The organism is Ancylobacter gelatini (assembly GCF_022601675.1).
Classification (GTDB): Bacteria; Pseudomonadota; Alphaproteobacteria; order Rhizobiales; family Xanthobacteraceae; genus Ancylobacter; species Ancylobacter gelatini.
In genome coordinates this window covers 443,900-460,016 of the sequence record NZ_JAKVIL010000002.1, presented here as the reverse complement: position 1 = coordinate 460,016, position 16,117 = coordinate 443,900, and the positions used below count along the sequence as shown (strand labels likewise).

The following is a 16,117-nucleotide window of genomic DNA, read 5'->3' as shown; positions in this document are numbered from 1 at the left end:
CGTTCCATGAGCGCCGAGGCAGCGGCGGAGAGAAGTCTCTATAGTATATTGACTTTGTATAATAAAGCTCTGAATGTTGGTCATCCCAAGACATGGAGCCTTTCCCATGCGCGTTCGCGCCCTGCTCGCTGCTGCCACATTTTCACTAGTGTGGGTCGCTGGTTCATCCGCTGTCTCCTCCGCCCGCGCGGAGACGAGTGAGTTGCGGATCGCCCAGCAGTTCGGAATCGCCTATCTGCCCCTGATCGTCGCGAAGGAGCAGAAACTCATCGAGAAACACGCCGCCACCGCCGGCGTAAACGATCTCAAAGTCGAGTGGCTGCGTCTCTCCGGCGCAGCGGCGATGAACGACTCACTCATTTCCGGTGGGCTGGATTTCGCGACGGCCGGCGTTGCTCCGGCGATCCTCACCTGGGATAAGACGCGCGGCAAGACTGACATCCTGCTGATCGCCGCCCTTGGCTCGATGCCGAATGTGCTGACCACCAACAACCCTGCTGTAAAGACCATCAAGGACTTCACCGATACCGATCGCATCGCCCTGCCCTCGGTCAAGGTCGGGTTCCAGCCGATTGTGCTCCAGATCGCAGCCGAAAAGACGTTCGGCCAGTACGACAAGCTCGATCATCTCACCGTGAGCCTGCCACATCCGGATGCGACGGCCTCGATCCTCTCCGGCACCGGCGGCATCACCGCCCACTTCACGTCGCCGCCCTTCTTCGAGCAGCAGCTCCAGAACGACAAGGTTCATGCGGTGCTGAACAGCTACGATGTGCTCGGCGGCCCGCACACCTTCAACGTCGTCTACGGCACGAAGAAGTTTGCGCTGGACAATCCCAAGACCGTCGATGCCTTCGTCGCCGCGCTGGACGAGGCCAATGAGTGGATCAAGGCCAACCCGAAGGACGCCGCCGCCCTCTATATCGCCGCCGAGAAGTCGAAGCTGGATCCCGGTTTTATAGAGGCCATCATCCGCGACCCGCAGATCCGCTTTACGACCGTCCCGGAGCGGGTGGAGGTGTTCGTCGACTTTGAACACCGCATCGGCCTCATCAAGCAGAAGCCGAGCTGGAAGGAACTGTTCCAGCCGGGCCTGCACGCACGCAATGGGAGCTGAGCCGGTGGGTTGGCTGCCGCCGCAGAACCAGCCGGCGGCCGGTGGCCCGCCGCCGCTGGCGGTGGAGCACGTTACTCTGCGCTACCAAACCGATGCCGGAACGGTCACGGCGGTGGAGGACGTGTCCTTCAACATCGGCGCCGGCGAGCGACTGGCCCTGCTCGGCCCCTCGGGCTGCGGCAAGTCCACGCTGCTGCGCGCCGTGGCCGGCTTCCTCAAGACGAGTTCCGGCGAAATCAGGCTCCATGGCGCGCCGGTGCGCGCACCGGGGCCCGACCGCATGGTGGTGTTCCAGGAATTTGACCAGCTCCTGCCCTGGCGGACGGTGGCGGGGAACATTGCTTTCGCCCTTCGCCGTGCCCGCGGGCTGGGTCGGGCTGAATCGTTTGAACGCGCGCGCGACTGGGCGGGGCGCGTCGGTCTCGGCGGCTTTGCCGATGCCTACCCGCACACCTTGTCGGGCGGCATGAAGCAGCGCTGTGCCATCGCCCGCGCTTTCGCCGTGCAGCCGGCTATCCTGCTGATGGACGAACCCTTTGCCGCGCTCGACGCGCTCTCTCGGCGGCGCATGCAGGACGAGCTGCTGGGCCTCTGCGAGGAGACCGGCGCCACCTGCCTGTTCGTCACCCACGCCATCGACGAGGCGCTGCATGTGGGCACCCGCGTACTGGTCATGACGCCGCATCCCGGCCGGATCGGGGCGGAATATTCCGTGCCCGATGCAGCGCGGCAGCGGGGCACCCCCGAATTCGGACGGTTGGAGATGGAGATCCAGCAGCGCATCTTCGGCGCGGCGCTGCCGGAGACGAAAACCGCTGCCAGTCTCGCGGCTAGCACGGACGCTCATCACCGCGTCAAGGTTACTCACAATGTCTGAAAGCACCCTCTCGACGTCCGCCCGCCCTGCCCCGTTCACCTTGGGCCCCCGCGCACGCCGTCTCGTCATCCTTGTGGCACTTGCCCTGATCTGGGAGTTCTATGCCCGCTGGTTGGGAAACTCGCTCCTGCTGCCAAGCCTTCTGGAGACGTTGGTGGCCTTGTGGGAGAACCTACGCAACGGCGAACTTCCCGAGCGGGTGCGCGCCTCGCTCGGCATCCTGCTCACCGGCTACGGCATCGGCATCGGCGTCGCCGCGATCATCACCGCGCTGGCCGCACTGAGCCGTTGGGGTGAGAGCCTGCTGGGCCTGCTGACGGCGATGTTCAATCCGCTGCCCGCGATCGCCCTTCTTCCCGTGGCGTTGCTGTGGTTCGGCGTCGGCGCCTCCAGCCTCGTCTTCGTCATCGTCCATTCGGTGCTCTGGCCCTTGGCGCTCGCCTGTCATGCAGGCTTTCGCGCCGTGCCGCCGACGCTGCGCATGGCGGGACGCAACATCGGGCTCACCGGCCCGTCCTATGTCGTCGGGCTACTGATCCCCGCCGCATTGCCGTCCATCCTGTCGGGACTGCGCCTCGGCTGGGCCTTCGCCTGGCGTACCCTGATCGCCGCCGAAATGGTGTTCGGCGCCAGTGCGCGAGAGGGTGGCCTCGGATGGTTCATCTTCGTGAACCGCTCCCAGCTCGAAACCGCCAATGTCTTCGCCGGTTTGCTGACCGTGATTCTAATCGGGTTGGCCGTTGAGAGCTTTGTCTTCGCCACTCTCAACCGTCTGACCGTGCAGCGCTGGGGACAGGAAGCCTGAGAGTTGGCCGGCCGCAGCAAGGTGCTCTGCGTCACCAAACTCGCTCGATTGAACATCTGCACCGTTACTGGCACATCAGGGCAGGCTCGCCTCGCGAAGGGACCGCAACTGCGGCAAGAAATCGTGGAAGATGTTTGGGGAGCGGAGAAGGACCGGAGCAGCCGGAGTTGACCCATTCCGGCCTTCCGCAATGTCCGGTTTCAAGCGGTCCACACTTCCATCGGCACGGTCATCGAAGCTGAGCCGACGTGGCCTACGAAACATCTGGATCTAGGTTGAAAACGTGCGACAGGTGGCCTCCCACAAACCCTGGGCAGTTCAAGGAGCTGAGGGTTTAAGGTGCGATTGCCTTTGCTGTTGATGCTCGGCTCTCTAAAATGATGTCGTTTCCTGCCGTGCCGGTTTGCCCTCATGGTGACAGCACGCAACCATCTGAGAGATATGACCGTTCAATCCATTCGCCGCCGTGCTGGAACCAACGCTCCCGCCAGTGTTGCTGACGAGACCAAATCAGCGGGGCAGAGTCTCGCGCGGCCCGCCGTTCCGGCCGTGGTCCACACTATTTCCATAGTCTCTTACCTGAACGAACGCGCAAGCGAGGCCGCCACGCTGGCGGAAATATCGTCCGATCTCGGCATCTCGAAGAGCCACACCCATTCCATCCTCAAGACGCTCAGCCACTTCGACTGGGTTCTGTTCGATGCGCGCCGCAAGACCTACCAGCTTCAGGCGGGCCTGCTGTCCTACATTACCTCGCTGCTCAACTATCCGATCCTTGAGCATGTGCGCACGACACTGAGCGAGTTTGTGAAGCAAGCGGACATGCCCTGCGTGCTGACGCAGCCATTGCCCGACCGTTCCTTCGTCGTGGTCGATACGTTTCGCAGCCGTCAGTTCATGCAGATATTCTATCCGATCGGCTACCGCTTTCCGGGGACGGCCTCGGCGCAGATGCGCGCCCTCTATGCCTGGCAGGACCGCAAGACCATCGACGAATGGCTTCAGGACTGGCGCGCCGTCCGGCACACCGAGCATACGGTGATCGACAAGGAGGGCGTGCTGAAGGAAATTCTCGATACCCGCAAAAGGGGCTACGCCCGCAGCCTGAGCGAGTTTGCACCGGGCATGACCGGCCTCGCGAGGCCGATCTTCGATCGGGACGGCAAGGTGAGCTATATCCTCAGCGTGTCATATCTGGGCTCGGACGACGAGGTTGACGAGCGGAAGCTCGCCGAGCTGATGCGCGCTGCGACGGCGGAGATCCACCGGCTCACGCTCGCACGCGTCCCGCCCGACTATTGAGAGGTGGCGACGGCATGACGCGGACTTCTGGCGCGGGAGTTTACGGCATCCACCGCAGCACATAGCGCTGCAGGATGCGCACGAACGCGAAGGTCAGCATGGCATAGGCCAGAATGAACAGCGTCACGATCATCATGCGACCGGTGTCGCTGAAGTAATCCGCCCAGATCACCATCCGGCCGATGCCGCTGTCGACACCTATGTATTCCGCCGCGACGACGGCACTCCAGGCGATGCCGAGAGTGACATAGATCGCGGAGAAGAACTCCGGCAGGATTGCCGGAATGACGATACTGCGCAATATCCGAAGCCTCGAGGCGCCCTGGCACAACGCCGCCTCGATGTATTTGTGCGGCAGGTTGGCAATCGCGTTGAGCGCGGTCACCAGATACACGACTCCCACCCCGTAGGCGACAAAGATGATGACCGACTTGTCGGTCGCGCCGAACCAGAACTGGAACAGCGGGATCATCGCCAGAAGCGGACACATGCGCAGGAAATGCAGTGGTCCCGCAGCAAGCGCACGGAACAGCGGGAAATGGGCGAGGAGCAGCGCCCGCGTGACGCCGACGCTGGCGCCAAGCAACATGCCCGCACTGATCCGGTAGAGTGTGATCAACGAATGATAACTCATGGCGAGGATCGCGCCACGATAGGTCTGCGCTCCGCCGAGCTCCGGCACCGGCGCCCAGAACGGGAATTTCCAGTAGTCGGACATCCCGATGAAGGAAACGCCGAGCATGTGTTCCAGGGAGGGGACGATCGGCGTTCCCTGCAGCGGGCTGACGGGTACCAGATGGGCCGCGATCTCCCATGCCGCGACGAGGCTGAGCACCGAGAGGGCGCCGATCCAGTTCCGCGCCAGCATGCGGCGCACGGCGTGCATCATGTATATGTCCTCAAGCGACGCGGAGAACGTCGTTGTTCGGCTCCAGTCGCCGAAGGATGGTTCTGGTGATGGCGACCGCTTCCGCGCGGGCCCGGACCTCCTCGTTGCGCGGCCGTGCGAGATCGATGGTCATGTCCTCGACGACCCGGCCGGCCGAGAAGACGAGAATCCGCTCGGCGAGGACCAGGGCCTCCTCAAGGTCGTGCGTCACGAACACGATCGTGGTCCGGGTGCGCTGCCATAGGTCCAGCAGGAGATTCTGCAGGTCCATGCGCGTGACATAGTCCAGCGCTCCGAACGGTTCGTCCATCAGCAGGATCGGAGCGCCGCCGGCGAAGGCCGCCGCGATGGCGACGCGCTTGCGCATGCCGCCGGAAAGCTCTTTCGGCCAGCTGTTCTCGAAGGCCGCGAGACCAACGGCGGCGAGCCAGCGCCGTGCGATCTGCGTCCGCTCGGCGGCCGGAAGGCCCTGGCATTTGAGCCCGAACTCGACATTCTCCCGCACCGTCATCCAGGGGAACACCGTATCCTCCTGGAAGACCATGCCGCGCTGGGAACTCGGACCGGCGACGAGCTCGCCCTCGACGCGGATCCAGCCGGAAGTCAGCGGGTTCAGCCCGGCCAACGACCGCAACAGCGTCGACTTGCCATGGCCGGAGCGCCCGAGCAGGCAGACGAACTCGCCGCGACCGATCGTCAGGTCGATCTCGTTGAGCGCATGAACGACCCGGCCGGAGGCATGGTCGAAGCGGCAGCTAGCCTTGTGAATCTCGATCAGCTTTTCCATTGGCGCGACCTCCGGGTTATCGCCAGCGCGTGAGCATGCGGCGCAGCCCTGCGAGGATGGCGTCGGCGATGACGGCAACGACGCCCAGCACGACGACGCCGGCCATCATTGACGTGATGTCGTAGGCGCTCCATGTCGCCGTGATCACGCGTCCCACTCCGTACTCGGAGCCGAGCAGTTCGCCGATCACGGCGAAGCCCCAGGCCGCGCCGAGCGCGGTGCGCAGGCCACCGAACAGCTCCGGAAGGCTCGCCGGCACAATGATCTCGCGGAAGATGCCGAATCCGTCGGCCCCGAGCGTGCGCGCATAGGCGACATAAGCCGGGTTCACATTCTGAACCGCCCGCATCGCATAGACGTGCAGGACCACGGCCGAATAGAAGCCGACAAGGATCAGCTTCGGCACCAAAGTGGGACCGAACCAGATGAGAAGGAACGGCGAGGCCACCAGTATCGGCACGGTTCCCAATATGGTCGCGAGCGGGCTGATGATCTGGTCGGCGACGCTCGACAGCGCGCTGGCATAGCCGGCCGCGACGCCCGCCACCGCGCCGATCGCCAGCCCGACGAGCACGGTCGTCGTCGTCGCGAGGACATGGTCGGCATATCCGCCCGGCGCCAGACCTATGCCCTCGAAGTAGCGGCTGCTCCAGAAATTCGCAGCGATGTTGTCGAAGACATCCAGCGGGGCCGGAAAGAACTGGCCGATGAAATAGTGACAGAGCTGCCAGATCACCAGCAGCAGCCCGATGCCCGCGAGTTCAAGCAGGCGCGTACCGACCCCGGCGCGGCGAAGCCTGTTGCTCCACCGCGCCATCATGGCCGCCCCCGGTGTCCGGCTGCGCGCGTTGATGATCGCCTCCGTCATCGTCAGGCCTTAGCAGCCTCGAAAAAGCGGACCGCATCCAGGTAGTTAAAGTTATCGTAGTGGAACTTCCCCTTGTCGTACAACGGCTTGCGGTCATCGCCCAGGGTCTGGCCGAGCTGCGCCATAAGCATTTCCGCCTGTGCCTTCTGGGCCTTCATCTCCTCATAGATCGCCTTGCCCTGGAAAATGTCGTCGAGATCGTAGGCTTGGTCCTTGATGGTGCCCGACGCAACGAACTGCCTAATCTTCGGCTCGTAGACGTTCTTGAAGTACAATGGGTACTTCGGATCATTCCAGACCTGTTCCTGGTCCTTCCACTGGAAGAAGGGGTCCATCTCCTCGAAGATAAACTTGATCGCCTCGGCGTTCAGGTTGGACCCGGCATTGGCGTTGATGAAGGGGGCGTACTGGGTCAGCGCCTGATTCTGCTCGGGGCCGAACATATAGGCCAGCGTGCGGTACATCGCCGAGGTGAACCGGAAGACCGTATCGCGGTTCTCCTGCAGATATTTGTCCGTCACCTGGATCAGATCGTAGTCGAGGAAGCGGTTGAGCGGCGATTCAGAGCCCGAATACATATGCTTGAGCTGCTGATCCATGGTCATGACCGGCTTCCATCCGGCCTGATGGCGCAACTGGTAGATCTGGACGGCGCCGGCCGGCGCGGCGAAGTCCACCTGCTCGCCGGCGGCGAGCTGCACGATCTTCGGATCCTCGACCGCAACGAGTTTGGTGTCCTTCATCGCCATGCCGGCGAGGCCGAGGGTGAACTCGTTCCAGGGATAGCTGCTCGGCTCGTTCGGCACGGCGAAGGACTTGCCCTTCATCTGGCCGAGCGCCGCCTTGGCCGCCGTGTCCCAGTCCATGCCCGAGGCCATGAACTCGTCAACCGACCTGTACCCCTTCTTTGCCGAGCCAAGGATCGATTTACCCTGGAAGAAGGAATAGACGAGAATGGGCTTGAAGTTCGTAAGCTTGTCCAACGTCTGCGTCATCAGGCCGTAATACATGCCGCCGATGTCGATCTCGTCGTTCTGCATGGCCGGAACGACCTGAGTGAAGCGGTAAAGCTTCGGCGCTCCGCCGGCCATGGTGATCCCGACATCCTTCAGGAAGCCCTTCTGGGAGGCGAGGATCGTCCATGCGTGGTTGGTCACCGCGAAACATCCGAACCGGACGGTGACATCGGGAATCGCAGGGATGTTGGTTGCCTGCGCCCAGACGGGAGCGGGCATCGCGGCAGCGGCGGCACCGGCAACGCCTGCCTTGAGAACGGTACGGCGGCTGACGCTTCGGGAGGGATGGTCGGACATGGCAGCTCCATAACGTTCTATATACAGAATGATATGCTTTATAGGGAACTTACCGATATCAAGATTAGGATGGACTTCACTGTCAAGAGGGTATTCCGCGGAAGCTCAATATTCATTCAAGCTGCCCAGGATGATGGCTAAACATTGATCATCGGGGCGGCGGCGCATGGCATGCGCCGCTGCCTTGGCCGGCATTCCGCGCGCTCCGCCCGCGCGCCTTCAGCGCAGATCGAACACGGCCGGGTTCTGTGCCGCCCACTCCAGATAGCCCGCGACCTGGCAGGCAAGCTGGCGCGGCTTCCAGCCGAGGGCGCGCCCGATCCGCTCGTTGGAAAATGCCCCGTAATGGCCGCTCCGCAGCGTGGGGTCCATGTCGATGTCCGCTTCCTCGCCCTGATCGACCCAGACGACCGGCGCCGGCATCAGCGTGATGAGCTCGGACACCGAAATCTTCCGTCCCGTGGAGACATTGTAGGGTCCCGGCGCGCCCGCGCCGCCGAGCGCAGCAAGCGTGGCGTCCGCGGCGTCCTCGACATTGATCCAGTCGCCGACCGCCTCGCGTGTGCGCCGTGTCACGCGCACCGGACGACCGTGAATGACGCCGGCCGCGAGATGGAAGGGCACATGCATCGTCTTGCGCGCGCCTGTCGGCCGTTCCATCGGACCGAACACCTTGCTGTAGCGGACCACGGAAAGGTCGATGCGGTGCAACTCGGCGAAGCGGCGCGCGACCAGTTCGCCGGCATACTTGCCGATGCTGTAGTAGTCGTCGGGATAGAAGGGGCCGTCTTCGTCCTGCAGGCCTTCGGGCGTTCCGGGACCTGGCCTCCCATAGGACGCGATCGACCCGACATGAACGATCTTGCGGACCGAACCTGCGGCACGAAGGGCCTCATAGACATTCAGAGTGCCGGACACGCTGACGTCGATGAAGGGGTGCGGCGCGGTAAATTCCCACGCCGGGACATGGGTGTAGCTCGCTCCATGGACGAGCGCTTCCGGCTTCAGCTCGGCGAAGAGCGCCTTTAGCGCGGCAGGGTCACGGACATCGGCCGTGTGGAAGGACAGGCGCTCGCGAAACGGGGCGAACAGCTTCATAGCCATCTCGTCCGGCGGGAAGATGTCGAGGCAAAGCACGCGGGGCCCGTCGCTTTGCTGCAGCAGCCGCTGAATCAAAACGCTCATCACAAAGCCGTTCGATCCGGTGACGGCAACGGTTCGATAGTCGCTGAGGGGCATGGTCCATGTTCCGGTAGTTAAGGGCCTGGGCATCTGTGCCGGACGCGTCGGAGCCCCGGCAGGATGAAAATCCTTGACATCGTTCCGGTCGCGCCGCAATCCTATTCATAGAATGCAATTCTATATACAGAATGAATGCGCGAGCGCGATACGGCGGCTCGACTGCCGCGTCGCGAACGGCTTCACCTGCCTTCAGCAACCAACCGGGACGTATGGTGTAATATCTGATGCCGAGACAGATTATCGATCTGAGCCTGAAGCTCACGAACAATATGCCGTCGCACAAGTTCTTCCCCCGGCCGGTCATCGTTCCGCATGTGACGCACGAGGAAATGATCACCTGGGGCAACGGGGTCGAAGGCGACCCGTTCGGCGGATGCACGACATATCTCGGGATGATCGATCACGTCGGCACGCATGTGGACGCGTTCATCCACACCAAGAAGGATGGCCTTACGATCGACCAGATGGCACTCGACCTTTTCATCGGTAAGGCCGTTTGCCTGGACCTGCGCCACATCCCGGACCTCGGCGATATCGACATTGCGGAGCTTGAGGCGGCCGAGAAGAAGGCCGGCGTCAGGATCGACGGTCATATCGTGCTTCTATGCACCGGGCTGCACAATCGCCACTATCCTACCGACAAGGTGGTTTGGTCGAACCCCGGAATTACCTATGAGGCGAGCCACTGGCTGGCGGATCGCTCGCGGGTGCATGGCGTTGAAGGCCCATCGACCGACAAGCCCTCCCACAATGAATTCCCGAACCATCGGGTATGCCGCGACCGTGGCATGACCCATTACGAGTGGCTGGTGAACCTTGAGTCGCTTCTCGGCAAGGGGGAGTTCGAGTTCTCCGGCCTGCCACTGAACATCGCCAATGGCAGCGGATCGCCCGTGCGGGCCGTCGCGTTCCTCGATTGACGCGACCAGGCCCATGGCGACCTCCGAACTCTGGCGGCTGAGCGCTGAACAGCTCTCGGCGGGCCTCGATGCACGGGATATCCGTGTCGACGATCTCATCGAGACTGCGCTCGAAAGGGCGCAGATCTTCGACGAGCGGTTGAACATCTTCACCTGCCTCGACACGGAGGGAGCACGAGGAGCCGCGGAAGCCGCGCAGGAGCGCCAGCAGCGCGGCGCGCGGCTGGGACCTCTGGATGGCGTCCCCGTGACGGTGAAGGACAATCTGTTCGTGGGCGGCTTGCCGGCACGATGGGGCAGTCGCCTGTTTGCGTCCCATGTAGCGCCATGCGACGACATCGTCGTCGAGCGGCTGCGTGCCGCCGGCGCGGTGATTCTCGGCAAGACGACGACGCCGGAATTTGCCCTCGGGCTGGTCACTGCCAGTCCGATTTCCGGCATCACCCGCAACCCATGGAACCCCGAGCTGACGCCCGGAGGATCCAGCGGAGGAGCGATGGCTGCGCTTGCGACGGGCATCGCACCGCTTGCGGTCGGCACCGATGCCGGTGGCTCCATCCGCATGCCGGCCTCCTTCACCAACATGGTGGGCCTGCGCCCCTCCAATGGACGGGTGCCCCGGCGGTTCGGCTTTCCTACGACCGCACACGACTTCCAGTCGATCGGCCTCGCTGCCCGCACGGTCGAGGATGTCGCCATGCTTTACGACGCGGTGTCCGGGCCCGACCGGCGCGACCCCGCATCCATGCGGCTGAGCGAACCGCAAGGCGGCAGCCGCCAGGTGATCGGCTGGATGACTGAGCTTCCCGGCGAACCAATCGAAAAGGAAGTCGTCCAGGCGGTCGAGCAGGCGGCCGAAACGCTTCGCAGCATAGGCTACACGATACGCACCGTGCCCCCGCCTTTCGACCCGGTCGATCTGCGCGATATCTGGAGCACCATCACATCCGCCTCGGTCGCCCGCATCGTTCAGCTGAACGGCACGGGCCACGTCGACGAACTGTCGGCGCCGATGCGCGCGCTTTATGAAAGCGGGAACGGCGTCTCCGCGGCGGAACTCGTGGCGACCTTCGACCGGCTCTCTGCGTTTCGGGCCCGCGTCAACGCAGCATGGAATGACTGGGACGTCCTCCTCTTGCCGACGGCGCCGGCGCCGGCATGGCCAATCGGCCTGCCTTGTCCGGTCACCATCGACGGCCGGACCGATGCGGGCGCCTCCATGGGCAATTATTGTGGGTGGGTTAATGCGCTCGGGTTTCCGGCTATGAATGTGCCAGGCCCGGCCCATCCCGACGGCCGCCCGATCGGCGTTCAGCTTGTCGCCCGCTTTGGCGATGATGCGAGCGTCCTGAGCGTCGGGCATGCCCTGTCCCAGGCGCTCGACCTCCCGAATCTGTGGGCACCGTTGTGCTGAGAAATAATCCCAGTCTTGCCCGCACCTTACTCCTCACCATAGGTGACGACAGAAGATTGCCAGGGAGATGGCGAGGAGTTACGTCCAGTCCACGAGTTGTCTCGAAATAGGGGTGGTCAGATCGTTTGTGATGAACGCGTACTTCCGCGCTGCATGTTTGCTCCTGGCGCCGGCACGCCAGAACCGAACTGTCCCAATTTCGCGTGTAATCGTGTGACACTGAAGCTGGTAGCGCCGGTTACCGTTTGAATTCTCAGCCCACTCTACGCGAAGCAAGCTGGTCGCGATTAACACCTAGAAGATGGCGATTGCAGAAGCGCGCAAATACACCACTGCGCACTCACAGCTCAAGCGCGCGGAGTCCAATCGAATTCGTGAGCTCAAGCGGGCGGTGAAAGATCTCGAGCCGTTCGCTACGGCACCGAGCGTAACCCCTGAGAAGTACTGGCAGGCGAGCAGGCGGGAGAATACTAGCCGAGACCGCCATAGAGCGTCGACTGACCCATACCGGCCCCTGATTGCCCTTGCAGCGCCGTCCGCTTTGCGCCGCCGATTCAGTCACCAAAGGTGGCACTGCGGGCTCTGAAAGCCGACATTGCGAACTCTAAGCTGCTGGTCGCAGTTGCGCCCGAACCCGAACGCAGCCACGAGGCTCGGGCCGGCGCGTTCCAGCCAGGAACAGCGATAGGTAACAGCCTTCTTGCGGATAATGCCTTGGAAGTCGGCGATGCCGTCCCGCCCCAGTAACAAGCTCTGACTTCCGTTTATACGCAGAATCGGCAGGGTCTCTTCGCGGTCCCAGTTATTTCAGACGTCCATTGGGTTCAATAGCACCCAGAGGCGTGCGATTCGGCCATCCACGATCTGAGCAGCATCCGACCCGGTGACAGCGACGGGGCCACCCTCGGGACCCGCCTCCCATCGGAGCACTGCCAACCCGTGATGCCCAACGGCCGGTCCGGCCGGAGTGAAGCGGAAGGTAGGGCCGAATTGCTTCAGGAGTTGGCCGGCGACGGCGGCAATCGCCGCCCGGCCGTTCACGACATTGTCCGGCTCGTACATCACCGGATCGGCGACGAAGAGCTCGCCAACCGCCGCCGCGCGCTTCGCGTCGTCGCGCTCATTGAACACGCGCGCAAGGTTGGCATGCAGCAGGTGGTCGTAATCAGGTTCAGTCGTCGACATTTGCCTCTTCCATTCTAGTCTCACAGTTCGTGTCTGCCATCTGTGGCTCAAGGGGGCTCTTTAGGGTCGGTAATCGATATAGCCTTCCGCCCCTTGGGCGAACCATGTCTCAGGGTTATCTGGCGCGAGAGGAAGCCCTTCCGCCAGGCGTTTCGGCAGGTCAGGATTGGCAATGAAGGGCCGGCCGAAGGTGACGGCATCGCCTGTGCCGGCCGCCAGCGCGGCGTTGGCGCGTGCCAGGCCGAAATCCGAGTTCAACAGCAGCGGCCCGTCGAAGTAGGGGCGGATCTGCGCCGCCAAGGGATCGAGGTATCCGACGCCGAAGGTGCCGTCGAGTGGTGGCTCGCGCAGTTCGAGATGCGCGATCCCAATCGTCGAGAGCGCTTGCGCCGCCGCGATGAACAGTGGCAGCGGGTCACTGTCGCGAACGCCTTGGGTTTCGCCATTTGGCGACAGCCGGACCCCGGTACGATCCGCGCCGATCGCGTCCGCTACCGCCTGTGTTGCCTCGCTCAGCAGCAGGAGGCGATTGGCAATCGAGCCGCCATAGGCATCGCCGCGGAAATTGGAGCTGTCGCGCAGGAACTGGTCGATCAGATAGCCGTTCGAGGCGTGAAGCTGCACCCCGTCGAACCCGGCCTCCCGCGCATTGCGGGCGGCGGCGGCGTAGTCAGCGACGATGCCGGGGATCTCATCCGCCCTGAGGCTACGTGCCGCCGCATAGGGCTGTTTGCCGCCATACGTGTGGGCATGCCCCGGGGCGGTGGTTACCGAGGCCGAGACCGGCTGCGCACCGTCGAGGAAGCTCGGATGGACCACGCGGCCCATGTGCCAAAGCTGGGCGATGATACGGCCGCCCGCCTCGTGCACGGCGTCGGTCACCTTGCGCCAGCCGGCGACCTGCTCTCGGCTCCACAGGCCGGTTGCATAGGGCCAGCCGAGACCCTGACGCGAGATGCCGATGGCTTCGCTGATGATGAGCCCCGCGGAGGCGTGCTGGGCGTAATAGGTGGCCATGATCGGCGTCGGCAGATGGTCGCGGGTGCCGCGCGCGCGGGTCATCGGCGCCATCAGAATGCGGTTCGGCGCCATGATGGCCCCGAGCCGGATCGGGTCGAAGAGCGTGGGCATGGTCATTTCCCCGGCCATCAAACGAGGCGCGCGCCGCCGTCGACATGAAGCGTCTCGCCATTGGTGAAGCCGTTGCTCATGAGGAACAGGACGGCGGCCCCCACCTCTTCGGCCGTGCCGAGGCGGTGCAGCGGCAGCTTTTCCTTCAGGGCCGCCACATAGGCCTCGCGGCCTTCGCCCAGGGTACGCGCGAGCAGCGGGGTATCGGTCGTGCCGGGCGAGACGGTATTGAAGCGGCGCGGCGCAAGCTCCAGTGCGAGGCCGCGGGCGAAGGCCTCCATCGCGGCGGAGGCGGCGGCGAGCACAGCCGTGCCGAAGGCGCTCGGACGATCCGACAGGGCGCCGGAGATGAAGGTCACCGAACCATCGGCAGCGAGTCGGTCGCCAAGGGCGCGCAGCGCATGCACCGCCGCCCAGATGCGCTCGTCGAACGCCCGGTGCAGATAGCCGACATCGGCATCCAAAATTTTGCCGGCGACAAAGGTCCCGGCGAGCAGCACGAGATGATCGACATGGTCGATATCCGCGAGCGCCGTCGCGATGGTCTCGGGTTTGGTGACATCGGCGGCACGCCAGCCGGCGAAGCCGTTCTCGATGGCAACGCGCTCGGCGCCGGCGGCATCAAATCCGATCACTGTGACCCTGGCGCCTGCCGCATTGGCCTGCCGGGCAGCAGCGAGACCGATGCCCGATGTGCCGCCGAAGATCACAACCGACTGATCCGTAAGAGTATCAATCATTTGACGGTTCCTTTCAAAGGGCCCGCACGAACTCTTGGGCCTGTTGCGAGGAACCTAGTGAGAAGAGTTGGTCTTGATAATGAGGCCAACATTCGGCTTTGTTATTCCATGATGGAACATATCAGTCTTGATCGGCTTACCGGCCTCATCGCCTTCGCGCGCGCCGGCTCGCTCGGCAGCTATACGGCCGCCGCCCGGGCGCTCGGAGTCTCTCCCTCTGCCATCAGCAAGAGCGTGCAACGGCTCGAGCAGAATCTCGGCATCCGGTTGTTCAGCCGCACCACGCGCTCCCTGACCCTCACGCCTGAGGGGCGCGATCTGCACGAGCGGGCGCTGCGCCTGCTGCGGGAAGCCGAAGCCATCGAGCAGGCAGCAGCGGCCGCGCGATCGGAGCCTGCAGGCGTGCTGAAGATCGCCGCACCGCTGCCGATCGGCGTACATATTCTTGCGCCAGCGCTGCCGCGCTTCCGCGAGCTTTATCCGAAGCTGGCGATCGATCTGAGGCTGGGCGACCGCTTCGTCGACCTGATCGAGGAGGGCATCGATGTCGCGATCCGCGTGGGCGATCTCGCCGATTCCCGCCTCATCTCACGTACTTTGGCGCCCCACAATATCTGCGCCTTCGCCTCGCCGGCCTATCTGGCCCGGCGCGGCGTGCCGGGGCATCCCGGCGAGCTGAACGCGCACGACTGCGTGAATTTCCGCTTTCAGAGTTCCGGGCAGGCGCTGCGCTGGTCGTTTCGGCTCGGCGATCGCACGCTAGAACTCGTGCCGGACGCCGGCATTACCACCGATGTCAGCGACGCCGTCGCCGCAGCCATGGCGGCGGGAGGAGGCATCGGCATCTCGCCGACCTTCGTCGCCGCCCCTTATGTCGAACGCGGCCTGCTCATGCCGCTTCTGCGGGACTATTTCGTGGCGCGCTCAGCCATCACAGCACTGTGGCCGGAAAGCCGGCGCGCCAATCCCAATGTCAAAGCCTTCGTCGGCTTTCTTGCTGAAATCTTCCCGAGCGACCCGCCATGGGATGCGATCATTCGCGCAGGGTGAATCGATGCGCGGGCTGCTTGCCAACGCCCGATGCGGTTACGTCTCCACCAATGAGCCAACTGTGGCGGCCGGCGAACTCCAGATGGTGCACTTTGGGCCGCGCCATACTACCGGAAAACGGACATTCCATCGCCTAAGGGGCAAACTGAGACGACGCATTGGGAGTGGCGGACGACCGCTTCCACTTGCGTACCGCCGAAAGCTGCCGGTCAACTCTTGGCCCCGGAGCCGTCTGTCAGCAAAGCGCCGCGATTTTGGCCGTTCGGCGTAACTTCTGTTCCGCCTGAAAGCGGACGAGCGATCAGTTGCGTGCGAACGTTACGCTAACGCCATGATCTGTCTATTCTAGTGCGAAAAGATCCTCACTCGGGACGATCGAGGTCGCGGATATCCGAAACGCTCAGCGGGCTCACGCCGGGCACCTGAGCCGCGGTCAGTAGAAAAGGATGTCAGCGATCCGGTCCTGCCGCGCCGTCC

15 protein-coding genes are annotated in these 16,117 nt (G+C 63.6%); 7 read left to right on the top strand and 8 right to left on the bottom strand.

Annotated elements, in window-relative coordinates:
- The first annotated feature begins 106 nt into the window (after positions 1 to 106).
- From MKI84_RS05415 to MKI84_RS05400, 4 genes are all read left to right on the top strand, one after another.
- The gene (locus MKI84_RS05415) at positions 107 to 1,117 is read left to right on the top strand and encodes an ABC transporter substrate-binding protein (protein ID WP_241617199.1); all 1,011 of its coding nucleotides are present in this window, start codon (positions 107 to 109) and stop codon (positions 1,115 to 1,117) included.
- Positions 1,118 to 1,121: 4 nt separating this feature from the next.
- On the top strand, positions 1,122 to 1,994 hold the full coding sequence (locus tag MKI84_RS05410) for an ABC transporter ATP-binding protein (RefSeq protein WP_241617196.1): 873 nt from the start codon (positions 1,122 to 1,124) through the stop codon (positions 1,992 to 1,994).
- Entirely contained in the window at positions 1,987 to 2,799 is an 813-nt protein-coding gene (locus MKI84_RS05405; RefSeq protein ID WP_241617194.1) for an ABC transporter permease, read from the top strand. Before MKI84_RS05410 ends, MKI84_RS05405 begins: the two co-directional genes overlap by 8 nt.
- A 411-nt stretch (positions 2,800 to 3,210) precedes the next feature.
- Positions 3,211 to 4,101 carry an IclR family transcriptional regulator gene (locus tag MKI84_RS05400; RefSeq protein WP_241617192.1) on the top strand — a complete coding sequence of 297 codons (891 nt, stop codon included), beginning with the start codon at positions 3,211 to 3,213 and terminating at the stop codon, positions 4,099 to 4,101.
- Between the two features lie 40 nt (positions 4,102 to 4,141).
- Here MKI84_RS05400 and MKI84_RS05395 read toward each other — a convergent pair whose 3' ends face one another.
- The 5 genes from MKI84_RS05395 to MKI84_RS05375 form a co-directional block, all read right to left on the bottom strand.
- Positions 4,142 to 4,990 (bottom strand): ABC transporter permease, encoded by an 849-nt coding sequence (locus MKI84_RS05395; RefSeq protein WP_241617189.1) that lies wholly within the window; start codon positions 4,988 to 4,990, stop codon positions 4,142 to 4,144.
- Between the two features lie 10 nt (positions 4,991 to 5,000).
- On the bottom strand, positions 5,001 to 5,777 hold the full coding sequence (locus MKI84_RS05390) for an ABC transporter ATP-binding protein (RefSeq protein ID WP_241617187.1): 777 nt from the start codon (positions 5,775 to 5,777) through the stop codon (positions 5,001 to 5,003).
- 16 nt (positions 5,778 to 5,793) lie between these two features.
- Positions 5,794 to 6,645, bottom strand: coding sequence for an ABC transporter permease (locus MKI84_RS05385; protein ID WP_241617185.1), 852 nt, complete (start codon positions 6,643 to 6,645; stop codon positions 5,794 to 5,796).
- Positions 6,646 to 6,647: 2 nt separating this feature from the next.
- Positions 6,648 to 7,958, bottom strand: coding sequence for an ABC transporter substrate-binding protein (locus MKI84_RS05380; protein ID WP_241617183.1), 1,311 nt, complete (start codon positions 7,956 to 7,958; stop codon positions 6,648 to 6,650).
- A 219-nt stretch (positions 7,959 to 8,177) separates the two neighbouring features.
- Entirely contained in the window at positions 8,178 to 9,296 is a 1,119-nt protein-coding gene (locus MKI84_RS05375) for an NAD-dependent epimerase/dehydratase family protein (RefSeq protein WP_241617181.1), read from the bottom strand.
- Positions 9,297 to 9,424: 128 nt separating this feature from the next.
- Here MKI84_RS05375 and MKI84_RS05370 point away from each other — a divergent pair, with 128 nt between their 5' ends.
- Both MKI84_RS05370 and MKI84_RS05365 read left to right on the top strand, forming a co-directional pair.
- Positions 9,425 to 10,120 (top strand): cyclase family protein, encoded by a 696-nt coding sequence (locus MKI84_RS05370; protein ID WP_241617178.1) that lies wholly within the window; start codon positions 9,425 to 9,427, stop codon positions 10,118 to 10,120.
- A gap of 13 nt (positions 10,121 to 10,133) precedes the next feature.
- On the top strand, positions 10,134 to 11,534 hold the full coding sequence (locus MKI84_RS05365) for an amidase (protein ID WP_241617176.1): 1,401 nt from the start codon (positions 10,134 to 10,136) through the stop codon (positions 11,532 to 11,534).
- 807 nt (positions 11,535 to 12,341) lie between these two features.
- Here the strand turns inward: MKI84_RS05365 and MKI84_RS05360 are convergent.
- From MKI84_RS05360 to MKI84_RS05350, 3 genes are read right to left on the bottom strand one after another with little or no spacing between them, the layout of a single operon-like run.
- Entirely contained in the window at positions 12,342 to 12,719 is a 378-nt protein-coding gene (locus MKI84_RS05360) for a nuclear transport factor 2 family protein (RefSeq protein ID WP_241617174.1), read from the bottom strand.
- A 60-nt stretch (positions 12,720 to 12,779) separates the two neighbouring features.
- Positions 12,780 to 13,850 (bottom strand): alkene reductase, encoded by a 1,071-nt coding sequence (locus tag MKI84_RS05355; RefSeq protein WP_241617171.1) that lies wholly within the window; start codon positions 13,848 to 13,850, stop codon positions 12,780 to 12,782.
- A gap of 17 nt (positions 13,851 to 13,867) precedes the next feature.
- On the bottom strand, positions 13,868 to 14,590 hold the full coding sequence (locus tag MKI84_RS05350) for an SDR family oxidoreductase (RefSeq protein ID WP_241617168.1): 723 nt from the start codon (positions 14,588 to 14,590) through the stop codon (positions 13,868 to 13,870).
- A gap of 111 nt (positions 14,591 to 14,701) precedes the next feature.
- Between MKI84_RS05350 and MKI84_RS05345 the strand changes: the two genes are divergently transcribed.
- Positions 14,702 to 15,640: a LysR family transcriptional regulator gene (locus MKI84_RS05345; protein WP_241617574.1), complete on the top strand. Its 939-nt coding sequence runs from the start codon at positions 14,702 to 14,704 to the stop codon at positions 15,638 to 15,640.
- The last annotated feature ends 477 nt before the right edge of the window (positions 15,641 to 16,117 follow it).